The organism is Leyella lascolaii (assembly GCF_900079775.1).
Lineage (GTDB): Bacteria > Bacteroidota > Bacteroidia > Bacteroidales > Bacteroidaceae > Prevotella > Prevotella lascolaii.
Window position 1 is genome coordinate 341,079 of sequence record NZ_LT556050.1, and the last position, 25,645, is coordinate 366,723.

At 50.3% G+C, this 25,645-nt stretch carries 18 protein-coding genes; 7 read left to right on the forward strand and 11 right to left on the reverse strand.

Going from position 1 to position 25,645, the window contains the following annotated elements:
- Positions 1-11: 11 nt before the first annotated feature.
- Positions 12-1,613, reverse strand: coding sequence for an IPT/TIG domain-containing protein (locus BN4609_RS13800; protein ID WP_068857180.1), 1,602 nt, complete (start codon positions 1,611-1,613; stop codon positions 12-14).
- Between the two features lie 279 nt (positions 1,614-1,892).
- Complete coding sequence (locus BN4609_RS13805) at positions 1,893-4,406, reverse strand: glutaminase domain-containing protein (protein ID WP_068857181.1); 2,514 nt, start codon at positions 4,404-4,406, stop codon at positions 1,893-1,895.
- Positions 4,407-4,844: 438 nt separating this feature from the next.
- Here BN4609_RS13805 and BN4609_RS13810 point away from each other — a divergent pair, with 438 nt between their 5' ends.
- Complete coding sequence (locus tag BN4609_RS13810; protein WP_068857182.1) at positions 4,845-6,131, forward strand: IS1380 family transposase; 1,287 nt, start codon at positions 4,845-4,847, stop codon at positions 6,129-6,131.
- Between the two features lie 873 nt (positions 6,132-7,004).
- Here the strand turns inward: BN4609_RS13810 and BN4609_RS13815 are convergent.
- Together BN4609_RS13815 and BN4609_RS13820 are read right to left on the reverse strand one after the other, a co-directional pair.
- Positions 7,005-8,465, reverse strand: coding sequence for a glycoside hydrolase family 125 protein (locus tag BN4609_RS13815; RefSeq protein WP_068857183.1), 1,461 nt, complete (start codon positions 8,463-8,465; stop codon positions 7,005-7,007).
- A 57-nt stretch (positions 8,466-8,522) separates the two neighbouring features.
- Entirely contained in the window at positions 8,523-9,689 is a 1,167-nt protein-coding gene (locus tag BN4609_RS13820) for a glycoside hydrolase family 76 protein (protein ID WP_106390616.1), read from the reverse strand.
- A gap of 1,027 nt (positions 9,690-10,716) precedes the next feature.
- Here BN4609_RS13820 and BN4609_RS13830 point away from each other — a divergent pair.
- From BN4609_RS13830 to BN4609_RS13860, 6 genes are all read left to right on the forward strand, one after another.
- Positions 10,717-11,862 (forward strand): acyltransferase, encoded by a 1,146-nt coding sequence (locus BN4609_RS13830; RefSeq protein ID WP_068857185.1) that lies wholly within the window; start codon positions 10,717-10,719, stop codon positions 11,860-11,862.
- 835 nt (positions 11,863-12,697) lie between these two features.
- Positions 12,698-13,495 (forward strand): alpha/beta hydrolase, encoded by a 798-nt coding sequence (locus BN4609_RS13840; protein WP_068857187.1) that lies wholly within the window; start codon positions 12,698-12,700, stop codon positions 13,493-13,495.
- A gap of 96 nt (positions 13,496-13,591) precedes the next feature.
- Complete coding sequence (locus tag BN4609_RS13845) at positions 13,592-14,545, forward strand: methylenetetrahydrofolate reductase (RefSeq protein ID WP_068857188.1); 954 nt, start codon at positions 13,592-13,594, stop codon at positions 14,543-14,545.
- A gap of 27 nt (positions 14,546-14,572) precedes the next feature.
- Entirely contained in the window at positions 14,573-15,673 is a 1,101-nt protein-coding gene (locus tag BN4609_RS13850) for a DNA polymerase III subunit (protein ID WP_068857189.1), read from the forward strand.
- A gap of 72 nt (positions 15,674-15,745) precedes the next feature.
- A complete protein-coding gene (locus BN4609_RS13855) occupies positions 15,746-16,966 on the forward strand; it encodes a PSP1 domain-containing protein (RefSeq protein ID WP_206196566.1) in 1,221 nt (406 codons plus the stop codon).
- A complete protein-coding gene (locus BN4609_RS13860; RefSeq protein ID WP_068857191.1) occupies positions 16,963-17,430 on the forward strand; it encodes a gliding motility lipoprotein GldH in 468 nt (155 codons plus the stop codon). Before BN4609_RS13855 ends, BN4609_RS13860 begins: the two co-directional genes overlap by 4 nt.
- Here BN4609_RS13860 and rodA read toward each other — a convergent pair.
- From rodA to BN4609_RS13900, 7 genes are all read right to left on the reverse strand, one after another.
- Positions 17,416-18,885, reverse strand: coding sequence for a rod shape-determining protein RodA (gene rodA / locus BN4609_RS13865; RefSeq protein ID WP_068857192.1), 1,470 nt, complete (start codon positions 18,883-18,885; stop codon positions 17,416-17,418). The genes BN4609_RS13860 and rodA overlap by 15 nt on opposite strands.
- Entirely contained in the window at positions 18,866-20,716 is a 1,851-nt protein-coding gene (mrdA, locus tag BN4609_RS13870) for a penicillin-binding protein 2 (protein ID WP_068857193.1), read from the reverse strand. The genes rodA and mrdA overlap by 20 nt, the downstream gene beginning before the upstream one ends.
- The gene (gene mreD, locus BN4609_RS13875) at positions 20,713-21,216 is read right to left on the reverse strand and encodes a rod shape-determining protein MreD (RefSeq protein WP_068857194.1); all 504 of its coding nucleotides are present in this window, start codon (positions 21,214-21,216) and stop codon (positions 20,713-20,715) included. The genes mrdA and mreD overlap by 4 nt, the downstream gene beginning before the upstream one ends.
- A gap of 60 nt (positions 21,217-21,276) precedes the next feature.
- Positions 21,277-22,137, reverse strand: coding sequence for a rod shape-determining protein MreC (mreC, locus tag BN4609_RS13880; RefSeq protein ID WP_021992227.1), 861 nt, complete (start codon positions 22,135-22,137; stop codon positions 21,277-21,279).
- A 127-nt stretch (positions 22,138-22,264) separates the two neighbouring features.
- Complete coding sequence (locus BN4609_RS13885; protein WP_021992226.1) at positions 22,265-23,287, reverse strand: rod shape-determining protein; 1,023 nt, start codon at positions 23,285-23,287, stop codon at positions 22,265-22,267.
- 120 nt (positions 23,288-23,407) lie between these two features.
- Complete coding sequence (locus tag BN4609_RS13890) at positions 23,408-24,001, reverse strand: phosphoribosylaminoimidazolecarboxamide formyltransferase/IMP cyclohydrolase (protein WP_021992225.1); 594 nt, start codon at positions 23,999-24,001, stop codon at positions 23,408-23,410.
- Positions 24,002-24,610: 609 nt separating this feature from the next.
- The gene (locus BN4609_RS13900) at positions 24,611-25,549 is read right to left on the reverse strand and encodes a helix-turn-helix domain-containing protein (protein WP_084791671.1); all 939 of its coding nucleotides are present in this window, start codon (positions 25,547-25,549) and stop codon (positions 24,611-24,613) included.
- Between the last annotated feature and the right edge of the window lie 96 nt (positions 25,550-25,645).

The following is a 25,645-nucleotide window of genomic DNA, read 5'->3' on the forward strand; positions in this document are numbered from 1 at the left end:
GCTTCTGATTGTTAGTTAGCAGTTGTTGCCTCACCACCGGTAGCTTCTCCGGATTCTCCTCCTGTAGTTCCACTCTCCTCTTCCGGAGCTTCCTCCATACCGATTGTACGTATAGAACGTCCTACGGTGTCAAGCACATAGAATACTTTCTTTGTTTCATCATAAGCGATACCTGTCGGATCACGGAAACGCGCAACCTCACGCAGGTCACCGTTATCAGTACCCCATATGTTATTGTCCGCAGCAGAAGTACGGCTTCCACGACCAGCATATGTTCTTACAATACCTTCCGGTGTCATCACTCTCACGTCATGATTACCTTTTTCAGCAAAATAGAAATCATATACATCTTCCTTACCTTCTGCTACATACTCATCATTCTTCACAAATATTCCTTGATAAGGTGTAGCCAACTGTGCACCGGTACCGACTCCATCTGCCCATGCAGAAGTTTTCATCTGTCCTGCAACTATGTAAGGCGCAGTAAAACGCTCTCTTGTCTTGTCGTAGTCAGTACGCAGGATATAGTGCTGGTTAACAACTATAATATAAGCATAATTTCCTGTAGGATGGATTGCAATTTTGAACTCCCACCTAGTATCCTGAATTGTGAATAATTGCTGGAACGGAGAGTCCTCACTCTGCAGATTATAATCCTGAAGATACGGATTCCATGTGGCACCGGCATCAACAGACTCGAAATACTTGTCCATATCAAGACGGAAGAACTGACCGTTCTCGTAAGAATTGAAATACAGGTCACCGCTTACAGGATGAATGTACGCACCGTTGCATTGCTTATAAGCGGCAAGCAGCTGTACGTCAGAGTTCTCATTGAATGTGCCGTCCTCGTTACGTTTCACGATATAAACAGACGGACTTCTCTGCTGGCTGCGGTCTTCGTCTATTGAGACAATCATGTAGTCAACACCGTTATGGCTGGTGAAATCGATAGATCTGATACGGTTTCTGTTGTTGAACATGGAATAACCCATTATGCTCTCAACAGTCTGCTTCTCAAAGTCGATTACCTGTATACCGGGTGAACCTTGGTCGTAGCCTATGTACAGACGGTTAGGATATTTCGGGTCGAACTTCATCTCACCGTCTGCGGCAAAACCTGTACAGGTGGCAAACGGACCGTCGTTCCATCCCTGGTCGTCGTATTCGTTACGGTATCCGCAAAGACGTCCTACTACTTCCTTACGCTCATAATTGAATTTTTCCGCGCTTGTGGCACTCTGAGTACCTGTAGTCTCGTCGCCCACAGTAACCTGGATCTCACCTGAGAATGCTCCCTGCGGTACGAAGACATACAGTCCGTCGTCCTTGCCTCTCACATTACTCTTGGCACTAATAAGAGTAGCCTTACGTCCGCCTACCGTAACCTTCACCTTCGAGGTGTCGTTGCCGAAGTTCTCACCATAAATGATAAGCCTGTCATTGGCTCCTCCCGACTTCGGCAAGAAATCGGTGATTGTTACCGGCGTGTTCGGGTCGTACTCCTGAACAGCAACATCGTCGTCGTCGCTACATGATACGAAGCAACAGGCGAACAATGCAAGCACCGCACCATACAGGTGCTTGTGCAAAGTAACATAGTTTTTAAACATACTTATTAATTGATTAAGGATTGATTGTTTATCTTTTTACAAAAAGCAGGCTGCGCCCAGCAATCTGAGAACGAGTTCTCATTGCGCTCGCTGGCACTGTTTTTTCCTAATATATATGCATAAGCTTCCCACAGCATCACTACAAGACGTAATAACGGTAAACACTTTCGTCTTTCATCATGACACTATCATCACTTCATCCGCCAGCCACAGGGAATCATCAGAGATTCCCTGTCAGCGGCAAACGAATATTGTTTTCACCCAATGGTAAATGAGTTGTTATTTCTTCTCGGCAAGCTTGTCGGCAAGAACCTTCATCCAGAATCCGCCAATTACAGAACGAGCCTTGAATCCGGTCATCAGTCCTGTCTTGGTATCATACCAGTCGCTGATAGGCACACGTGATTCTGTTTCGTTGATGTAATCATACACCGGATGCACGAACTTCAGGAATGTCTTGTTGTTGGGAGCCATTGCGGCAGTCCACATTATCCAGTCGTTCTTGGTGTAATCCTTACGGCTGTCGAGCGGCAGACCGTATCTGTTCTGCATCTTCAGATAGTACTTTATCTCGCGCTGCATGGCGTCGTTGGGGAAGATGTTGATGTTCCAGAGCTTGTCCCAAACCATATTGTACTTCTGGCTCCATGTGTTCTCGCGGTCGAAAGCAAGGCGATAGTGGTCGTCCTCACGTGCGTCCTTCTCCCACTTTGCCGCCATTTCCTTAGCCTTGTTCATGTACTTGTCGGCTGTTGCAGCGTCGCCCTTGATGCGAGCCATCTCCGCAAAGCCTGCCACACCCATGATAGCCTTTATTGAAAGGTTGCAGTTGTGAGCCCAGTGTCCTGCGAAGTCGTCTGTACAGAGCTGGTTGGCAGGGTCCTGTCCGTTCTCTACGAGATAGTCAGTCCACATCTTGAGGATATTCCAGTATTTGTCAACATACTTCGTATTGCCCTCAATCTTAGCAATCATAGCGGCAAGAGTAATCATGTTACCGGCTTCCTCCAGAGGCATGTCGCCACCGTAAACCTGTCCGTTAGCAATAGGATATGTTCCAAGATCGTGTGCGGCGAACGGCTTTGTCCAACGTCCCGAGTAGCTGTAATCGAAGATACTTGTCATCATTGCCTTCTGCAGGTCGGGGTTGTAAACAAGGAACAGCGGAGCCTCAGGATAAGTAAGGTCAACCGTATTCACACAACCGTTGGAGTTGTTTTCCTTAGAGAAGAAGAGCAGATTGCCGTCCTTGTCCTCGAAAAGCTTGTGGGCTGCAATCACGTGACGGTAAGAACCTGAAAGAATCTCGGCATACTTCACGTCGCCAGCCTTCAATCCGTCATCGTAGATCATCTTGTCGAACTCGCGGCATTTAGCCATAAGCTCTGAATAACTGTTCTTCAGACGGTCGAAAGCGTCGAAAATCGTAACCTTGCCACCGTGTGCCCAGTATCCTTTGTAACGCTCGTACATATACTCGATGTCCTGTATCTCGTCATAGCCGAGCATTGTGAAGCTTGAAGCTGTGGTCACGTTGCCGAAGTTGTGCACATAAGCCAATGTAGGCATCTGTGAAGGCTTGCGGCATACAACAACCTCTTCGCTCTCAGGAAGCTCACCTGTAGAAAGGAATGTATCCTTTATCTTGTTCTCTGCTGAAAGGCTTACGTTTCCGTTCACATTAGGCATATAGAAGTATCCCCAGTCGATGCAGATGCCGTCACCCTTCTTTGCGAGAATAGGCTGGTCAACAGTACCTGTCTTGAGATATTTCACACCGTTCTTTATTACAGTAGAAGAAACAGTAGGCTGCGAGCTCTTGTTCACGCCCTGCAAAGGATTGGCGCTCAGGTAGAACTGCACGTCGTGTGTCTTCTTGTCTGTAGAACGAACCTGATATGAGATGTAGTTGATAGGCATTGACAGCAGATCGTAGTCATTGATCAGCATAGGAGCTGTGAACACCACGTCAAGCTCAACCGGTCCGCACACGAATGTGTAATAAGTAGATGTGGCGAGTACGCTTACCGACTTCTGCTCAGCCTGCAGGATGTTGGCGTTGCTTACTGCAAGATTCTTGAACAGTCCGAAGTCTGTGTAAGCGCCGCCGGTTGTGTTGTGGCAATGAGCGGCTATCACGTTCTTGCCGGGCTTGAGAAGCTTCTTCACGTCGTCAGACAGGTGGAGCTTTACGCCCTCGCGCCATGTCTCTCCGGTCTTGGCAACAGATGTTCCGTTGATAAAGATCTCAAAAACGTCGTCATGAGAATAAACCAGATAAAGATCGTTGTTAAGGTCATCTGCTGTAAGCTCTACGCTACGGCGAACATAAAGGTCAGAATTCTGTTCAGACCAATGAGTGCGCACGTTGCTCAGCTCCGGAGAACCGAACGCGGCAGTACCCTCTTTCCATCCGTTTGCGTTGAAGTCAGGCTTTTCCCATCCAGCACCCGGATTTGTACGTGTGTACATAGCCTTCCATTCTGCCTCATCAGCCATAGGAACGATTGATTCAAGAAGAGCTCTTTCCTTTGATCCCATGAAACGATAAGTCTTGCCGTCAACGCGCAGAAGTCCTTCAAGAGGTTTCTCGTCGTTGGTCCAATGGCGTGTATCACCGTCATTGAGCTTATCATACGGAGACCAGATGGAAAAATAAGGATCCGAAACCACCAGCGGCACAGACGGCAAACGAAGCTTCGTGCTCTTGTAGGGCACAAAATCTGCCGGTGTCTGAGCATTGGCAAACACTGCAGTAGCGAGTACTGCAACAGACATTAATAATTTCTTCATCAAATTTATAATTCTAAAGTTAGTTAATAATCAACCTACTTATAATTTTTCATGTTACCCCTTAAGCAATCTTATTTTACCTTTCAAGAAAAAACCAAGTACCGTTATTATATAACTTAAACAAAAACCTTAATTCCGCAACACTATTATAAATTAAACTTTTTAAGTACCTGAGCAACAAAAAGTTGCTCAGGATTTTGCCATGTCGAAGAATTCACTTATCTTAGTGTTGCAAAAAATAAACAAGAAAATCCGACGATAGACATGGCAAAAATACAAATTAAATCTGAGAAACTCACTNCCTTAATTCCGCAACACTATTATAAATTAAACTTTTTAAGTACCTGAGCAACAAAAAGTTGCTCAGGATTTTGCCATGTCGAAGAATTCACTTATCTTAGTGTTGCAAAAAATAAACAAGAAAATCCGACGATAGACATGGCAAAAATACAAATTAAATCTGAGAAACTCACTCCTTTTGGAGGAATATTTTCTATCATGGAGCAATTTGACTCCACATTGTCATCAGTAATCGACTCAATCCTCGGTTTAAGATGTAAATCGTTTGGTTATCGGTATAGCGAAATCATCCGTTCTCTCATGAGTATCTATTTCTGTGGAGGCTCATGTATTGAGGATGTCACTACTCATTTAATGAACCATCTCTCGCTTCATCCGACACTTCGCACTTGTAGTTCTGATACTATTCTCAGAGCGATAAAGGAACTGACGCAAGAAAACATCTCATATACATCAGATACGGGTAAGAACTACGATTTCAATACGGCTGACGTCCTCAATACTTTACTGCTCAATTGTATGTTTGCATCTGGCCAACTGAAAGATGGTGAGATGTATGATGTTGATTTCGACCATCAGTTCATAGAGACTGAAAAGTATGATGCAAAGCCTACATACAAGAAGTTCTCCGGTTATCGCCCTGGTGTGGCGGTTATTGGCGACTTGATTGTTGGCATAGAGAATAGCGATGGTAACACAAATGTTCGTTTCCATCAGAAGGAAACGCTGAAGAGATTCTTTGAGAGATTTGAGCAGAACGGCCTTACTATCAATCGTTTCAGAGCTGACTGCGGATCATGTTCCGAGGAAATCGTGGAGGAAATAGAGAAACACTGCAAGTCCTTCTATATCCGCGCAAACCGCTGCAGTTCGCTCTACAATGACATCTTTGCTCTCAGAGGATGGAAGACTGAGGAAATCAATGGCATTGAGTTCGAATTGAACTCTATCCTTGTTGAGAAGTGGAAGGGTAAAGCATACCGACTTGTGATTCAAAGACAGAAACGGATGGATGGTATGCAGGATCTTTGGGAAGGAAAATACACATACCGTTGTATCCTGACCAACGACTATGAATCTTCCGTAAGAAAAATAGTCGAGTTCTATAACCTTCGTGGAGGAAAGGAACGTATCTTCGATGATATGAACAATGGTTTCGGGTGGAACAGATTGCCCAGATCCTTCATGGCAGAAAACACTGTGTTCCTTCTTCTTACAGCACTTATCCGTAATTTCTACAAGGCCATTATCCAAAGACTTGACGTAAAGAGGTTCGGACTCAATGCAACAAGTCGCATAAAAGCGTTTGTCTTCAGGTTTATCTCTGTACCAGCCAAGTGGATCAGGACATCAAGGCGGTATGTGCTGAATATCTATACCTGTAATAATGCTTACGCAGACATTTTTCAGACTGATTTTGGATAACGCCTACAACTTATGGGTATGATACTGCGTATTGCCTCAAGTCGCATTGTGGGGTAAGGGAATATTGAGGGTTGCAGTGGGGATTTCTACCTCAATTTATCTGCTAATTCAGTAAGAGAGGACATGTACACGCAAGAAGGACGTTGAAGGGCTTAGTTGAGGATTTGAGGNTGTGCTGAATATCTATACCTGTAATAATGCTTACGCAGACATTTTTCAGACTGATTTTGGATAACGCCTACAACTTATGGGTATGATACTGCGTATTGCCTCAAGTCGCATTGTGGGGTAAGGGAATATTGAGGGTTGCAGTGGGGATTTCTACCTCAATTTATCTGCTAATTCAGTAAGAGAGGACATGTACACGCAAGAAGGACGTTGAAGGGCTTAGTTGAGGATTTGAGGCAAAAATTCAATATTCTTCAATTCGTTAGAATCCTTATTTGATGTCTCTAATTCTATATACAATGCAAAGTAAACCATTTTTCTGTAAAAAAAGAATAAAACACGAAGAAAATAATAAAATACTTCGCCAAAATCCGTTTTTTAACATTTCACTCTTATTACAATACGTAAGCAACTCCATTAGGATAATGCGGCTCAGGCGGTATTTATTCACATATATAAATATTCTTCATTGCCGTACGTGATATATATAATAAGGTGTAAAAAACATCCGGAAGGTGTTTTCATGTGTCTTATAAATCAGCTTAGCCAGTCACGCGACTTTTATAATCAGCTTCTTCCAACAGGCAGTCTGTCGTAAAAGAAACGTCGGCAGAAGTATGTCCGCATAGCTACGGACTCTTCTGCCGACGTTTTATATATCCGCCCGGCACAAGCGTTGCACGTTCATGCCGCGATATGGCGTTCTTATCTCTTCGCGTTCACAAGAAGATCTACCTTGCCGTCATCAATCAGCTTGAGTATAAGCTCACCGAAAAGTGTGTTCTGCCATGCGAACCAAGGACGAGTGTAGTTGTCCGGATTGTTCTTGTTGAACGATTCGTGCATCAGTCCTGTTCCGGCGTCAGTGCGCTGAAGCGTCTCTATGCACCATTTTATCTCAGCGTCGTCCTGACTTGTGAACGCCTTCATCATTATGGACATTGGCCACACCATGTCATAACCGATGTGCGGACCACCTATGCCCTCGCCTTTCGAGCCGCGGAAGAAGTAAGGATTGTCCTCGCTCCATACAAAACGGCGTGTGTTCTGATAGATGGGGTCGTTTATATCAACATCACCGAGGTAAGCCATAGCGAGCAGACTCGGGACGTTGGCGTCGTCCATGAGGTTGTAGTTGCCGTATCCGTCAACCTCGAAAGCATAAATCTTGCCATACTTGGGATGGTTGTATATGGCGTGCTTCTGCAGCGCGTCAGCCACCTCGTCAGCCAGAGCGGTACACTCGCCGGCAGTAGCTGCGTCGTTGTTTACCTTTGTAAGAATCTCGGCAGCCTTGCGCAGCGACGACACTGCCATGAAGTTTGAAGGCACGAGATAAAGGTATGTAGTGGCGTCGTCAGACGGACGGAAGAACGAGCATATGAGTCCGCACGGTTTGGCGGGAGCACCGAGTCCGTCGTTACATACGGTGTCGAGCTGACGCTCGGTCTTGCGCTGGAACTTGTACGGACCGAGTCCGTTCTTGCGCTGCTGCTCGCGGAAGGTCTTCAGTATGTTTCTTACGGCAGCCTTCCACTCGTCACCGAACACGGATGTGTCGCCCGTTACCTGCCAGTAATGGTAAGCCAGTCGGAGCGGATAGCACAGAGAGTCAATCTCATATTTGCGTTCGTGCAGCTCGGGCTTCATGTCTGTGAGGTCGCTTGCCCACGGGTTGTCCTCCAGCGGACCCGGATTGAATGCGTTGGCATACGGGTCGATGTTGATGCACTTGAGCTGGCGCAGGATCACACCGCGCAACATCTTCTTCAACTCAGGGTCTTTGTTTGCCAGCTGCACATAGGGCCACACCTGAGCTCCGGAGTCGCGGAGCCACATGGCAGCGATGTCGCCGGTGTAAACGAAAGTGTCGTCCTTGCCGTCGAAGTGCACAGTGGTGTCGATAGTGTTCGGGAAGCAGTTCTCAAACATCCATGCCAGATATTTGTTATCCTTCAGGAGCTTCTTCACTTCCTTTATTTTCTTCTCCACAGCATCCGAGCGGAACAGACGCTCAGACTCCGCCGGACGTTTCGACACGAATGCCGTGGCATCCTTGGCGTGTGTGATGTACTTTTGCGCGTCAAAGTCTTTAGCCTGCGCAACGTTTGCCGAGAGAGCCAGCATCACGGCTGCTCCGGCAAAGAATTTAAGTCTTTGATTCATAGATTTTATATTATATATACATTATTATATTTATACCTATTATTATATACGGTCTGTTCACTTCACCGCCGACAGCCTCGCCATCATCTCAATCATTGCAGCCTGATTGAGCAGAGTGCGCACGCCTTTCTTTCCGCGCGCGTCATAATGGCGTCCGAAAAGTCCGTCCGCGTCACGCGAACCGCCCTTGCCCCACGCCGTGTCCATCGACGCGAGGAACGCCTTCAGATATTTGCCGTCGTTGTCCACGCCGTAAAGCTCTATATATCCGCGCAGCATCACTGAGTCGAACCACATTTCTCCGCCCCTCAGAATGCGCAGTCCGTCCGCGCGTCCCTTGTCCTCGAAGAACCTGTCGTATGCCGCAGCCGCCATGAGACGGGCGTCGTCAAGATATTTTCTGTCGCCCGTTATCTTGTAAAGCATTGCCGCCGCCTGAAGCATCTGACCCGTATTATACGAATACTTGTCGCGTCCCAGACGACCTTTCAGCGTGAGATGGTCGAAATAGAGATGGTCTGTCTTGTCCTCCAGACTGTCTTTCGTCCATTTGTATATGTCTTGTCCGCGCTCCAGATATTTCTTCTCCTTCGTAGCGTTATACATCTTCAGTGCGAACACACTTGCAGGAGCGTTTGAACATGTGTTCTTGCTCTCCTTCTTCTGCTCACACCAGTATATGCCGCCTCCGAGCTTGTCGTCATATCCGGACATCACAAACGTCCATATCTCCTCAGCCCGTTGCAGATAGCTTTTCTTCCCTGTGGCAGCGTAGAGGTCTGCCATGTCGATGCCGAGCCAAATGTTGTCGTCATAGAAACGGTCGCTCTGCGGAGCCGTGTTCACATACGACGCATATCCGGCAGGCTGCCGCTTGGTGTCATAATACTTGTCAAGACCTTTCAGCATCATGCCGTCCATGACGTCGAGCCAATGCTTGTCGCCGGACGCCTCATACATGGCACTCACCGACGACACCATAGCCGAATATCCCCAAAGGAACGAATAAGGGTTCTGTCCTTCCTTCACCGGCACCGCCTCCTGCAAAAGCACCTTGTCGTCCGTCGCCATGTGTTTTCTCACCGCGTCGAATGTCTGCGACGCTCTTTTCATAAGATAGGCATTGCCTCCGTCCTTCGCCGAGGCACTTGCGCACACACCGCCCAATGCTGCCAGTGCGACGACCGTCAGCAATATGCGGTTAAATAAACTATTGTTCGTCATCTTTTGTAAAAATAATCAAGCTTATGGGTTAGTAAATACCATATAAATCAAGACAGAGAGCAAGGTGGTGCAAGGCGAGAGCAACGACAAGGAGGGAAAACAAAGTTTTACCAGACTTGGCATTGCCGAGCCGAAGCCCACCTTATGCAAAGGCGGTGCAAGGCGAGAGCAACGACAAGGAGGGAAAACAAAGTTTTACCGGACTTGGCATTGCCGAGCCGAAGCCCACCTTATGCAAAGGTGGTGCAAACGAGTGGAAAGAGAACTTGTTCTCAATTTTCCGAGTGCAGCCCACCTTATGCAAAGGTGGCGCAAGGCGAGTGCAACGACAAGGAGGGAAAACAGAGTTTTACCGGACTTGGCATTGCCGAGCCGAAGCCCACCTTATGCAAAGATACAAAATAAAAATATCCGCACAAATAAAATACGTCAAAAAAAACAACGCCACACCAAATAAGCACAATCGTACAACAGATGTCACAATATACCTCCGCCGCATTATCCAATCACAGGTGGCGTAATGCCTGCACACACGCCATTAACAACCAACGCTGCCTAACAAAAGTAGAGACGCAAAATTTTGCGTCTCACAAGCAGGAGGCTGAGGAATACACGTGCAACTGCCTGACAATGAAGGAATGACATGATGAACGGGAGACGCAAGATTTTGCGTCTCTACTGAAGGGAGGCTGATGAATACTCATGCAACTGACTGACAATGAAGGAATGCCATACCGACCGGGAGACGCAAGATTTTGCGTCTCTACTGGAGGATGGCTGAGGAATGCACGTGCAAACGCCCGACAATGAAGGAATGCCATGCCAATCGGGAGACGCAAGATTTTGCGTCTCTACTGGAGGACGGCTGAGGAATGCACATGCAACTGCCCGAAAATGAAGGAATGGACACTGCCGAGCCGCATCCTGTATTAATAAAATATACGTAAAAAATATTGCACAAAAGCACATGAAATAAGAAAAACAGTATATCTTTGCACCGCTAATCATCTAAAAACCCACAAAAAGAATGAACAATTTGAACAAAAAGGAACACATTGTATGGCTCGACGTCGTGCGCCTCGTCGCCATGATAATGGTAATAGGCGTACACTGCATCGACCCGTTCTACATCTCCCCGGTTCTCGGAAAACTGCCCGAATACAAGAGTTGGGCAGCCATCTACGGCTCGCTGCTCCGCCCGTCCGTACCGCTTTTCGTGATGATGACCGGTCTGCTGCTGCTCCCCATAGGCGACATGAGCATAAAGGACTTCTACAAGAAGCGCATCCCGCGCATACTATGGCCCATGCTTATATGGTCGGTGCTCTACAACATATTCCCGTGGTTCACGGGCGTCATAGGTCTGCCGAAGGAGATTATAGGCGACTTTTTCTGCTACGTGCAGGGCAACGAGTCGCAGGCTCTCGCCGACTCTCTTCGCAGTGTGGCGATGATTCCGTTGCAGTTCAGCTTCACCGAGAACCACATGTGGTACATGTATCTGCTCATCGGCATGTATCTCTACATACCCTTCTTCTCGGCATGGATAGAGAAATACGGCAGAAGTGCGGAACGCCTGTTCCTCACCATATGGGCTGTGTCGCTCTTCCTCCCCTACGGCGAGGCATACATCAGCAAGTATCTGTTCGGTGAGGCTACATGGAACGAGTTCGGACTGTTCTACTACTTCGCAGGATTCTCAGGCTATCTGCTGCTCGGACACTATCTGCGACGCGGCAACGACTGGAGCCTCGGCAAGACTCTCGCGGTGAGCGCGGTGATGTTCGCAGCCGGATATGCCGTCACTTTCACAGGTTTCAGCGCGGCTGCCGCCAACCCGGCGTCAACGGAGCTCGACATGGAACTGTACTTCACGTTCTGCAGTCCGAACGTGGTGCTCATGACAATCGCCGTGTTCCTCCTGCTGCAAAAAGTGAAGATAAACGGCGCGCGCATGCGCAAGGCTCTCGCCACCATGCCCAAATACGGTTTTGGCATATACATCGTGCACTACTTCGTGGTAGGTCCGGTGTTCCTGCTCATAGGTGAGATGTCGCTGCCAATACCTCTTCAGGTGCCTGTGATGGCTATAATGATATTCATGATATCCTATGCCTTCACATGGGCGATGTACAGACTGCTCGGCAGAAAGGCGCGTTACATAATGGGATAAATAAGGGCTGCGGATTGCAGATCGTGGTTCTGACTTTGCATTAATTAACAGTAAAATCGTCAGCATTTAACATACACGCGGACGCAATCAAACATATCACCAACCATAAAAGCTGACAACAGACGTCGGAAACGGTAGAACTGCAAAACCGTTTCCGACGTTTTTATTTGCCGGAAAGGCTCTTCCGTGTCACAGAAAAGGCTTTCCGACGTCACAATAAAGCCTTTGTCATCATGCAGGAAAGGCTCTTCCGCAAACTGATAAAGGCTCTTTGAGAATGCGGAAGAAAACATATCGTACGGCTATTCATATAGAACGGACTGAAAGACAACGCATTGAGCCATACCGGTCATGACGCCCGAAAACAGCGCATAAGTCCACAGCATTACTCCGTTACGCGAATACGGAGGTTTCAGAGATTAATATTTAACACTTTATATTTTCATTACGCAAAAATAAGTTAATAAGAATCCGTTCAACAACAATATGACCTCTTTTATCGATAAAATTCTTATCTTTGTATAAGATAAGCGGCGTCTCGGCAGTGTCAAGCCTGGTAAAACTCCGTTTTCCCGACTTGCCGTTGCGCTCGACTTGCATTATCTTTGTATAAGATAAGCGGCACTCGGGCAAATAAGAGCAAGCTCTTTTGCCGCTCGCTTGCATTATCTTTGTATAAGATAAGCGGCATCTCGGCAGTGTCAAGCCTGGCAAAACTCCGTTTTCCCGACTTGCCGTTGCGCTCGATTTGCATTATCTTGAACATCAACTGACAGTATCTTGCCGTCAGGCAACACTCTCTGTAATACAGACAGTACACATAAAAAACAGGAAAATGAGACGACTCATACTTGCATTCGCGGCACTTTGCGCATCGCTTACGCTTGCCGCACAGGACAAATACAAGACAGTGAAGGACATACAATATGTCAGCGACAGCGACACATCGGCATACAGACGCGAGCGTTGCAAGCTCGACATCTACATGCCCGAAGGACGCAAGGGCTTCAAGACCATCGTGTGGTTTCACGGCGGCGCGCTCGAGGGCGGCTCAAAGGAGCTGCGTCCGGAGCTGCAAAACTCGGGCATAGCCATCGTCGCGCCCAACTACAGACTCTTTCCACGCTGCAAATGCCCCGACTACACGCGCGACGCGGCTGCCGCCGTGGCGTGGACGGTGAAGCACATAGCCGAATATGGAGGCGACCCTTCGCAGGTTTACGTGGGCGGACACTCCGCCGGAGGATACCTCACACTCATGCTCGCACTCGACAAGAGCTATCTGGCGGAATACGGAACAGACGCCGACTCCATACGGGCTTACTTCCCCGTGAGCGGTCAGGCGGCTACCCACTACACCATAAGGAAGGAACGCAAGATTTCGTTCACACTGCCTGTCGTGGACAAATACGCACCGCTAAACAACGCGCGGAAGCTCGGCACACGCCTGGTTCTGTACACCGGAGACCGCCGTCTGGAGCAGATGGCGCGCTATGAGGAGAATCTCTACCTTAAAGCGGTGCTCGAGGGAGTGGGCAACAGCGAGATACCCATACACGAACTAAGCGGGTTCGACCACGGAGGAGTGGTCTCACCGGCATGTCTGCTGATAAAAGGAGAGATGTCGAGATAGCTCCGCCACAACGCTTCAAGCCGCACGCGACGTGACATGCTACGGCTGCAAGGAGAACTAAAAATAAAACAACAAAGACAATATACGCCCATAAGAATGAAAATAAAGGAAATGCTGAGCCGCACGGACAGGCGCACTTTCTCGTTCGAGGTGCTCCCGCCGCTCAAAGGCACGGGCACGGGCAGCCTGTTCTCTACCATAGAGAAGCTGAAGGAGTTCGCTCCGGCTTACATCAACATCACCACACATCACAGCGAATATGTCTACCGCGAGACCGGAGGAGGACTGTTCGAGAGACGGCGCATAAGGCGTCGCCCGGGAACGATTGCCGTCGCCGCCGCGATAAAGAACAGGTTCGGCATACCTGTCATTCCCCACGTCATATGCAGCGGAGCTACCATCGAGGACATCGAATACGAACTGCTCGACCTCCAGTTTCTCGGAATAGACAACCTCCTGCTGCTGCGCGGAGACAAGGCTAAGGAGGACCGCAACTTCATTCCGACGCCAAACGGGCACGCGCACACCACCGACCTGATAAGGCAGGTGAACATGTTCAACAACGGATTCTTTGCCGACGGCACACCGATAAAATGTCCCATGGGCACCTTCGACTACGGCGTGGCGGCATATCCGGAGAAACATGAGGAGGCGCCTAACATCGAGATGGACATGAAATGGCTGAAGGCGAAGCAGGAACTGGGGGCGCAGTATGCCGTGACACAGCTGTTCTACGACAACAGCAAGTATTTCGAGTTTGTCAGGAAAGCGCGCGCGATGGGCATACACATACCAATAATACCGGGCATAAAGCCTTTCACAAAGGTGTCGCAGCTCACTGCCGTACCCCGTACGTTCAGGTGCGACCTGCCGCAGGAGCTCGCGCTGGAGGCTGTCAGGTGCAAGAGCGACGACGACGCGCGCGCCCTCGGCATAGAGTGGACCACGACGCAGTGCCGCGAACTGTATGCGGCGGGCGTGACAAACATACACTTCTACACGATGTCGGCATCCGACTCTGTGAGGGAGATTGTAAGTAACATATTGTAAAATCTGAAATAGAACACTGAAGAGAGAATGAGTTTTGAGGACGTAGTCGGACAGAATGAGACAATAGACAGACTGAAGGAGATGAAGAGCGAGGGACGGGTGCCGCACGCCATACTGCTGTGCGGACCGTCGGGATGCGGCAAGATGGCGATAGCCATGGGGTTCGCGGCATACTTGCTCGGCGACACGGCACTCACCGACCACCTCAACCATCCTGACCTTCACTTCACTTACCCCACCATCAAACTGCCGTCCATGGGCAAGGAACACCAGCCCGTGAGCGGCGACTTCGCAAAAGAATGGCGCGAGATGGTAGCCAAAGGACCGTACTTCACATTCGAACAGTGGATGAACGCCATCGGGGCGGCAAACCAGCAGGCTATAATAACGGGGGCTGAGAGCGACGAGCTGACACGCATACTGAGCCTCAAGCCGAGCATGGGAGGATATAAGGTGTGCATAATATGGCTACCGGAAAGGATGAACCAGACTTGCGCGAACAAGATGCTCAAGCTGCTCGAGGAACCGCCCGGACAGACTCTCTTCATCATGGTGAGCGAACAGCCCGACCAGCTGCTCGAGACAATAAGGAGCCGGACACAGCGCATAGACGTCAGACCGATAGACTCCGCCGACATGGAACGCGAGCTCATGGCGCGCAGGGGCATAGAACAGAACGTGGCGGCACGCATGGCGCGCCTTGCCGGAGGCAGCTGGACAAAGGCCATCGAGACACTCAACGCCGGCAACGAGAACAGGATGTTCTTCGACATGTTCACCATGCTCATGCGTCTGGCTTACCAGCGCAAGGTGAAGGAGCTGAAGAAGTGGAGCGACAGCGTAGCCGGATACGGACGGGAGAAGCAGAGACGCCTGCTCGACTACTTCACACACCTTGTCAGGGAGTACTTCGTGTACAACTTCCACACGCCTGAGCTCAACTACATGACGGAGGAGGAAGAGGAGTTCGCAAGGCGTTTCGCACCGTTCATCAATGAGGCTAACATTGTGGAAATGGCTGAACTGACGGCAAAGGCGAGACGTGACATAGCGCAGAACGCCAACGCCAAGATAGTGTTCTTCGAAATGTCACTCCAGATTATCATCTTACTCCACAAGCGCAAATAAGCATTCTACAACTATATATATATACTTTTATAATACAAATTTATACTTCAAGACATGACAGACTTTAAAGATATGAAATTCAAGATAGCCCACGGCTGCGGCAGAGGACTCTGCCACGGGGCGTGCGGAAGGCAGGACAGGCAGCTCAACACCTACGACTGGCTGTACGACGTGCCCGGAAACACCGACAGGACCGACCTCGTGGAGGTGCAGTTCAAGAACACACGGAAGGGATACTATCATAATGTGAACAACATAGAACTGAAAAAGGGCGACATCGTTGCGGTGGAGGCAACCCCCGGACACGACATCGGAGTGGTCACTCTTACGGGCGAGCTGGTGAAGCTACAGATAAAGAAAGCCAACCTGAAATCGGCTGACGACATCAAGAGAATATACCGCATAGCCAAGCCCGTGGACATGGACATGTATCATGAGGCTAAAAGCAGGGAGCACGCCACGATGATACAGAGCCGGCAGATAGCCAAAGACCTCGGACTGCAGATGAAGATAGGCGACGTGGAATATCAGGGCGACGGCAACAAGGCGATATTCTACTACATCGCGGACGAGCGCGTTGACTTCAGACAACTCATAAAAGTGCTGGCTGAAACGTTCCATGTAAGGATAGAGATGAAGCAGATAGGCGCGCGTCAGGAGGCTGGACGCATAGGCGGGACAGGACCCTGCGGAAGGGAACTGTGCTGCGCCACATGGATGAAAAACTTCGTGAGCGTGAGCACCAACGCCGCGCGCATACAGGACATATCGCTCAATCCGCAGAAACTGGCGGGCATGTGCGCCAAGCTGAAGTGCTGTCTCAACTACGAGGCTGACGACTATGTGGAGGCAAGACGCTCCATGCCGAGCAAGGAGATTGTGCTCCAGACAAAGGACAGCGACCATTATCTCGTGAAAAGCGACATCCTCACAGGACTCGTCACCTACTCCACCGACAAGAACACGATGTCAAACGTGGAGACGATTTCATTTGACAGGGCGCACCACATCATAGAAATGAACAAACACGGGGAGAAACCTCTCTCGCTCACCGAAAACGGGAAACCGAAAAAGGAAAGCCGTCCCGCCGACCTGCTTGCCGAGGCTGACATCAGCAGATTTGACAAAAGCAGGAAGAAGAAAAGGAACAACGCCTCGAGAAACAGGAACAACAGACAGCCCAACGGAGGAAACAGGCAGCAGGGCAACGCCGCACAGAACAGAAACAAGGACAGCATAAGGGAGACGGCACAGCAGCCGAAGAAAACCGAAACGTCACCGAAACAGGAATGAGAAAGACTTTTTCCGCACTCATCGTGGGAATCATTGCCGCGACGGTGCTGCCGTCCTGCAACGAAAGAAGGGTGTATGACAGATATGAGCATACACCTCTTTCGGGGTGGGAAAAGAACGACACGCTGCGCTTCGACATCCCCAGACTCACGGCTGACGGTGTGTACAGTACGTCGCTCGGACTGAGAGCCACCGTCAGCTATCCGTTCGTGGGGCTCACTCTCATTGTGGAACAGAGGCTGGTTCCTGCCGACACCACCTTCACAGACACCGTGAGATGTGAGCTTACCGACGCCATCGGCAAGACCAGAGGCAAGGGACTGAGCTGCTATCAGTTCAGATTTCCATTGAGGGAAATGCGCCTCAGCAAGGGCGACTCGCTCCACATACGTGTCAGACACGACATGAAGAGGGAGATGTTGCCGGGAATAAGCGACGTGGGAATATCTCTAAGTGTTGACTGACTTGCGGTCAGCGTCTATCCGAAGGAAGATAAACAGCAGGATGGTGAAGCCCCACAGCGACGAGCCTCCGTAGCTGAAGAACGGCAGGGGAATGCCTATCACGGGCGTAAGTCCGAGAACCATGCCGACGTTTATGAAAACATGAAACAGGAATATGCTCAACACCGAATAGCCGTAAATGCGTCCGTACTTGAATGTCTGGCGTTCGGAGAGATATATAAGCCTTAATATCAGTGCCAGGAAAAGCAGCAGCACGCCCGCCGAACCGAGAAAACCTTCCTCCTCACCCACCGTACAGAAGATGAAGTCGGTGTCCTGTTCGGGCACGAACTTGAGTTTGTTCTGCGTTCCGTTGAGGAATCCCTTTCCCTTCAATCCGCCCGATCCTATGGCTATCTCGCTCTGATGAACATTATATCCGGCGCCTGATATGTCCTCCTCCAGACCGAGCAGCACGTTGATACGCACCCTCTGATGGGGTTCCATCACATCGTTGAGCACATAGTCGGCTGAATAGAAGAACATGATGGAGCCGAGAGAGAACAGCATTATGTACAGATAGTTGTAAAGACGGGTGCGCAGCCATTGGTAAAGAAGATAAAGCATGACAAGCACACTGAGCGCAATCTGCACCAGAACGATGTCGAACGGTATCACAAAAACAGAAAAGAGCGTTGCCGTGAGCGTTATGCCGAGCACATAGGCAAGCATGAGCCATGTCTGGCGGCGTTCCTTGCAATAGACGTAAATCATTGATGCCGTGAAGACATGAACAAGCAGAAACACCACATACTTGCCCACAGAGGTGGGCGTGGCGGCAAGAAGCACCTGCTCATACTTTATCCCCACGACAAAATAGACTACCATCGCGACTCCTGTGAACAGTATGCTGCCGGGCATACCTTCGCGGTAGAGCACAAGCGCGAACGACAGATAGACAAGCGCTGAACCCGTCTCGCGCTGACCGATGATGAAGAACATCGGCATAAGGATTATGGCGCACGCTGCCGCGAAATGCTTCCAACGGTGTATGTTGAAGCCGAACGAGCTCATCAGTTTGGCAAGCGCGAGCGCTGTGGCGAACTTTCCGAACTCGGCGGGCTGAAGGCGCAACGGACCGAGAACTATCCACGAGTGGGAGCCTTTGATGTCGTGCGGGTTGAATATCGTGGCGAACAGCAACAGCAGAAGTATGCCGTAGATGATGTATGAGAACGTGTCGAAGAAGCGCGCGTCCATAAGCAGTATGGCGAAACCGAGACAGACAGACGTCGCTATCCACACCACCTGCATGCCTGAACGTGTGTCCAGACTGAAAATGTCGTTGTCGCCGTAAGTGTAGCTCGCACCGCACACACTTATCCAACCGAATATCAGCAGGGCGAGATAGAGTCCGATGGTCCACCAGTCTATCGAACACAAAACGCTCTGACGCCTACCTGCTCCTTGTACCATATGCAATTCTACTGTTTTGAAAATGCGTGGCGCGCTCCTCACTCGCCGGAGAGAGTTTGCCGGTGATATATTTCTCCATCATCAGAGAGCCGATGGGGACACCGAAGTCGGCTCCGTAACCACCGTTCTCCACATACACCGCCACCGCTATTTTGGGATTGTTCATCGGGGCGAAACCCATGAATATGGAGTGGTCCTGCCCGTGGTTCTGCGCCGTTCCGGTCTTTCCGCACACCTCATAAGCCGGAGTGTTTGCCGAGCGGCACGTTCCCTTCACCACGGCGGAGCGCATTCCAGCCACCACATAGTCGTATGCGCGGCGCGTGGCTTTGGTGTAATGACGGCGTGTATATGTTGTATCGAGCGGCATGTCCTGTATTTTCCGCACCACATGAGGCACATAATAATATCCTCTGTTGGCTATCGTGGCGCACAGGTTTGCCACTTGCAGCGGCGTGAGAGCCACCTCTCCCTGACCGATGGAGATGCTTATGACCGTCAGCGCGTTCCAATAGCCCTGATACATGTCGCTATAATACGACGCGTTGGGAATCATTCCGCGCTTCTCTCCGGGCAAGTCAACACCGAGCTTGTAGCCGAAGCCCATGCTCACCATGTAGTCGCGCCATGTGTTGAGAGCCTCTGCCTTGCTCTTGTACTTGCGGCGGTTGCTAATCATGTTGTACAGTCCCCAGCAGAAATAAGAGTTGCACGACGTGCTGAGCGCGCCCACCAGAGCCACTGGAGAGGAATGGGAATGGCATCCCACGTGCATTCCCCGGTAATAGAAACCGTGATGGCACGGATAGGCAGTGCCGGGACCGATGATTCCCTCCGACATGAACGTGAGCGCCTGTGACGTCTTGAACGTCGAGCCGGGAGGATACTGACCCATCACACTACGGTTGAACAGAGGCTTCCAAGAGTCGAGCGACAGTTTCTTATGGTTCTTTCCGCGCAATCTTCCCACCATCATCTTCGGGTCGTATGTAGGCGACGACACCATGCAAAGCACCTCTCCGGTGGACGGTTCGATGGCTACGATGCTCCCGATTTTCCCTTCAAGCAGTCTCTCTCCGAGAGCCTGAAGCTCAAGATCGATGCTCAGGGTGAGGTCGCGCCCCGCAACCGGCTTGCGGTCGTATGCTCCGTTCATGTACTTTCCCTGTATCTTGCCCCTCGCGTCGCGCAGGAATATCTGCACACCTTTCTCCCCCCGCAGCACCTTCTCGTACGACTTCTCCACTCCCAGCTTACCTATGTAGTCGCCGGGCTGGTAATAATCGTCGTCCTCAAGGTCGCTTTGAGACACCTCCGCCACGTCTCCCAGCACGTGGGCGGCATGACTGTACTGATACTGACGTATGCTTCGCTTCTGCACATAGAACCCCGGGAAGCGGAATATCTTCTCCTGGAACATGCTGAACTCCTCGTTCGAGAGCTGGCTCATGAACAGTTGCTGGGTGAAACGCGAGTATCCCGGATTCTTGGAACGGTCCTTTATCTCAGCCATACGCTCTATGAAGTACTCCTTTGATATGCCGAGCGTGCGGCAGAACTCCATGGTGTCGAGCCTTCCTTTCTCCTCGTTCATCACCACCATGATGTCGTATGCGGGCTGGTTATACACGAGCAGCTTGCCGTTGCGGTCTTTTATGATACCCCGCGACGGATATTCTATCTTTTTAAGAAAGGCGTTACTGTCCGCGTTTTTCTTGTAGTCGTCACTCATCAGCTGTAGAGTGAAAAGTCTGATGATGTATATCAGCACGATGACCACAGCCACTCCGCCGATGACAAAACGCCGGTTTTCAAGACTGAAGTCCTTCATTCTCTTTTAACCAGGTTTTCTATTACCCACACCATAACCAGTGTCAGTAGCATGCTTCCACCCGCGCTGGCAAGCCATTGCAGCCAGTTGAAGAAACTGAATATCTCCAATGAGAAGAACACCACGCTGTAGACAAACACCAGGATGAAGGTGTAGAACATATATTTTGCCGCTCCCAGCGAGCGGAAAGAGGGTTTCAGGTCGTCAGGACTGTCGCGCGGCACGAAAAGCTCGAGCAGATATGGCTGTATGAGAGCCACGAGTGTCATGGATGCGGCTGCAAGTCCGGGCGTGTTGGAAAAGACATCCACCGACAGTCCGAGCAGGAAAGCCCACAGCAGCAAAGCCCATTTGGGGAAGCCGCGGCGTGCCGGAAGCACGAAATAAACATATAAAAGAGGTGTCGCATAGCCGAACAGATGGATGTGATTGAACACAAGCACCTGCACAAGCAGCAGAACTATAAAGAACGACAAAGTCTTGACCCAGTCCAGATTCATGTCTCAGAAATCGTTATTATCCATGTGAAACAACCGCATGCGCCCCCTTTCAGCCGTCTGTCAGTACTTCGGCTTTATAGAGTCGACAGCCGCATTGAGCAACTGCTGCCTCTCTTTCATAGAAGAGTCGCTTATCACACACACATCGCGCAGGCATCCGAAATCGGTCGACAGCTTCACTCTCAGTCTGTATGAGAGACCGTTGTCCGAATTGTACACATGCTTTATGGTACCCACGACCACACCCCTCGGAAACACCGAAGAATATCCGCTCGTTATCACCACATCACCTATGCGGAATCGAGCGTGGCGCGGAACGTCGTCCACATAAGCCTCATCGGATGCGCCTCCCGTCCAGTGAAGGTATCCGAAATAACCCTTTCCGCGTATGGTACAGCTGATATTGGAGTGCGAATTGAGCACGGGGATGACCACAGAATAATGTTCGGACACGAGATATACAATGCCCACCACTCCGAAACCGCACGCCACGCCCATGTCTTTCCTCACTCCGTCGGCATAGCCCTTGTCTATTGTGATGAAGTTGTCGAGCCTGTTGACAGAGTTGCTCACCACTTTTGCGGGTATGGTGACAAGCCCCCGCATTGTCTCCATCTGAAGACGCTCCAGGTAAGTGGTGTCTTTCCTCTCGCTCACCTGTCGCTCGGCAACCGCCGAGAGCTGTCTTTCGAGATACAGGTTGCGCTGAGTGAGTTTCTCGTTCACCTCGGTAAGCGAGAAATACTGTTCCACCGCAGAGCTCCACGCATACACCTTTCCAGCCACGGCATTAGCCGACGAGAACCACACACTGCCCTGATAGCTGTTGTAACGGAACAGCAGTATGACGCTGACTGTCTCCAGCAGCAGAAACAGAAACCAGTGGTAATGTCTTGCAAGAAAGTCTAAAAGATTGCGCATCGTTCAACTCATCATCCATAAACGACAATTCACGACTCCCCGACCACAAGCGCGCGCACCCTCCCGCAGTGCGGGAAGAAATGCCGTGATGCCGGTCACGGGCGGAGAGTCATGAATTATCAGAAAATCATCTCATCAGGAACGAGAACCTGTCAATGTTCTTCAGCGCGATGCCGGTTCCCTTTGCAACACTGTGCAACGGGTCTTCGGCAATCTGGAACCTGATGTTTATCTTGTCGGTAAGACGCTTGTCAAGTCCTCGGAGCAGCGCGCCGCCACCGGTAAGATATATGCCGTTCTTCACGATGTCGGCATACAGCTCCGGCGGAGTGTTCTCCAGAGCGGAGAGGACAGCGTTCTCTATCTTTGCCACAGTCTTGTCCAGACAGTGCGCTATCTCCTGATAGCACACCGGAACCTCCATAGGCAGTGCCGTGATGCGGTTAGGTCCGTGCACGATGAAGTCCTCCGGACCCTCCTCGCCGAGGTCTGTCAGGGCAGAGCCCACATGTATCTTGATGCGCTCAGCCATACGCTCGCTCACCTTCACGTTATGCTGGCGTGCCATGTATTCCTGAATGTCGGCTGTCAGGTCGTCACCGGCTGTGCGTATGGAGTTGTTTGACACGATGCCGCCGAGCGATATTACGGCAATCTCGGTGCTTCCTCCGCCTATGTCGACAATCATGTTTCCCTCCGGAGCCTCAACATCGATGCCAATGCCTATCGCCGCAGCCATGGGCTCGAAGATAAGATACACGTCGCGTCCGTCGGCATGCTCGGCACTGTCGCGCACCGCGCGCAGCTCCACCTCGGTGCTTCCCGAAGGCACTCCTATCACCATGCGCAACGACGGCGAGAACAGTCTGCTGCCGGTGTGCACCATCTTTATGAGTCCGCGCATCATCTGCTCGCACGCCGTAAAGTCGGCTATCACTCCGTCGCGAAGCGGCCTTATGGTGCGTATATTGTCGTGCGTCTTCTCATACATCATCTTTGCCTTTGCGCCGACAGCAATCATCTTGTCTGTGCGACGGTCGAGCGCGACCACTGACGGCTCGTCAACGACAATCTTATCATCACTGATAATGATTGTGTTCGCCGTACCCAAATCCATTGCTATCCCTTGAACGAATGAAAAAAATCCCATTTCCTTAATTATTGAATTTCTGTTTTGCTGTTTCTTTTGCGTGTCAGCCGGACCATCCGCACCACTCCAACGTGTCTCTCGCCGATGCGTCCGGCATATCGCGGGAATATAATCAGGACATCACTTGCTGAACCAATCGTGTATCGCAGTGTCGTAATGGCTGCTCACTCCGAATGCTCTCGTGGCGAACATCTTGCGGTCCTCAAGGTCGGTCTGCGCGCCCTTACGGTTAAGGATGTCGAGCAGCACGCCATATTCAGCCTTGCTCGGGACAATGACCACGTCGTTGAAATTCTTTGCTCCGGCACGTATGAGAGATATGCCGCCTATGTCTATCTTCTCAATTATGTCGGCGTCTGACGCTCCGCTTGCCACTGTCTGTTCGAAAGGATAAAGATCCACTATCACGAGATCTATCTCCGGTATCTCATACTGAGCCATCTGCTCGCGGTCGCCCTCGTTGTCGCGGCGTCCGAGAATGCCTCCGAACACTTTCGGGTGAAGGGTCTTCACACGGCCTCCGAGTATGGACGGATATGTGGTGACACTCTCCACGGTGCGGCATTCGTATCCGAGCGACTCTATGAATTTCTGTGTGCCTCCGGTAGAAAGGAATTTCACGCCCTCGGCATTGAGCTTTGCAAGCAGTTCGTCAAGTCCGTCCTTATGGTAGACGGACACAAGTGCAGTCTTGATTTGTTTTGTTCCAGCCATTTTAAATTTATTATATGCGTTCGAGATGCAAAGTTACTAAAAAGGCATGATATTACATATTAAAAAAATAGAAAAAATCTGCCGTCATGTTTATTTGTGCAGGCAGCCATGCGGACGGGGGCAAACAGGGACTGTGCGGCGGCTCTGTGAAAGCGGCGGAAAGACATGGTCGGGACTACGCATAATTATGCATGCATTTCCGTATATTCATGCAGAAAAGGCGGCGGAGACCATACCTCAACTTCACGAGAACCGAATATTTACGGAAAAGATGCCTTCCGACGAGGAAAACGCAGAAATACGGCGTTACGCATAACTCCCAGCCACACAACCAATTACGCCTGACGCCATTTCCGCATAGGCACAACGGCACTGCGGAAAAGCCTTTCTCATGCCGCGAAAGAGCCTTTTCGGGAGTGCGGAACAGTGCTTTCCGTATGCCGGAAAACACCATATCGTATAGCGAAAGACAATATTTCACTTTATAAAATACACCATTCGCACACTTTAAGGAGGCGCGGACGGTGTTCTATTGTCATTTTCACATCTTTCCGCATTCTCTTTCGCGAATTACGGATGTCAAGATTTTTTACCGTCAAAAGCGTATATTTATGCATCCGACGTCACCTTTTTCAGACTGTCGTATTCCGACCTGAACTCCGTGGGCGTAACTCCCGTGAGCCTCCGGAAATATTTGCAGAAAAAACTGTCGTTGGCGAAATGTAGTCTGTAAGCTATCTCGCCGACAGGCATTCGGGTGTGGCACAGCATCACCTTCGCAGCCGTAACGACAGCCCGGTCAATCCATTCCTTTGCAGTGACACCGCTCGCCTTCCTCACGAGTGTGCCAAGATAACGCTCGCACATGCACATCCTGCCGGCATAGAACGACAGCTGACGCTCGTCCCTGCAATGGGTGTTGACAAGGGTGATGAACCTCTCGAACACCTCGCGCCCACGCGAACGGACGTTCACCGGCGAGCTTATCAGCCGTTGTCTGAGCCAGTCGGCATAATTGACAAACGCCGACGCCATGCCCAACACCGCGTCGCGGCAGAAAGGTGACTGATGTACGACATCCCATATCACGCGCATCATGCCGGAGAGAACCGCCATGTCGTGTTCGGGGAGAAGCATATGAAACGACGACTCACTGCCGCACAGCGACACGGGGAGGCGTCCGTCGAACGCGAGATTGAGGAAGTCGTCGCCCATCAGCATGCCATGCGGCATAAAGTCGTGACTCACACGGTTTATCTGCGCCACACTCCCCCGCCCCACATATATGAGCATGCCGGCGTGAAACCTGCGGTTAATCAGATTCACTGTGACGTCTGCCTCACCTCGCATCAGCAGCAGGAACCTGCTGTCCTCGACGAGAAACGGAGCCTTACGGTTTAGAATATTGTCGAAAACCTTGTTATAGCCTTTTATCATGGCAAAGTCGTGACCGAGGAAAAAGGTCTTCCCGTCAGTATCCCTGTCATCTACCATCCTTCGCATATCAGAGAATGAAAGGCGGTCGAAAGTATTGTGATTTTCCGACATAATATATAATATAATGTGTAAGCAATATATTCAGCGTGGCGCGACAACGGTACGGATGCGTCTGTCAACGCGAGGTTTTGCGTATTTACAGGGCGG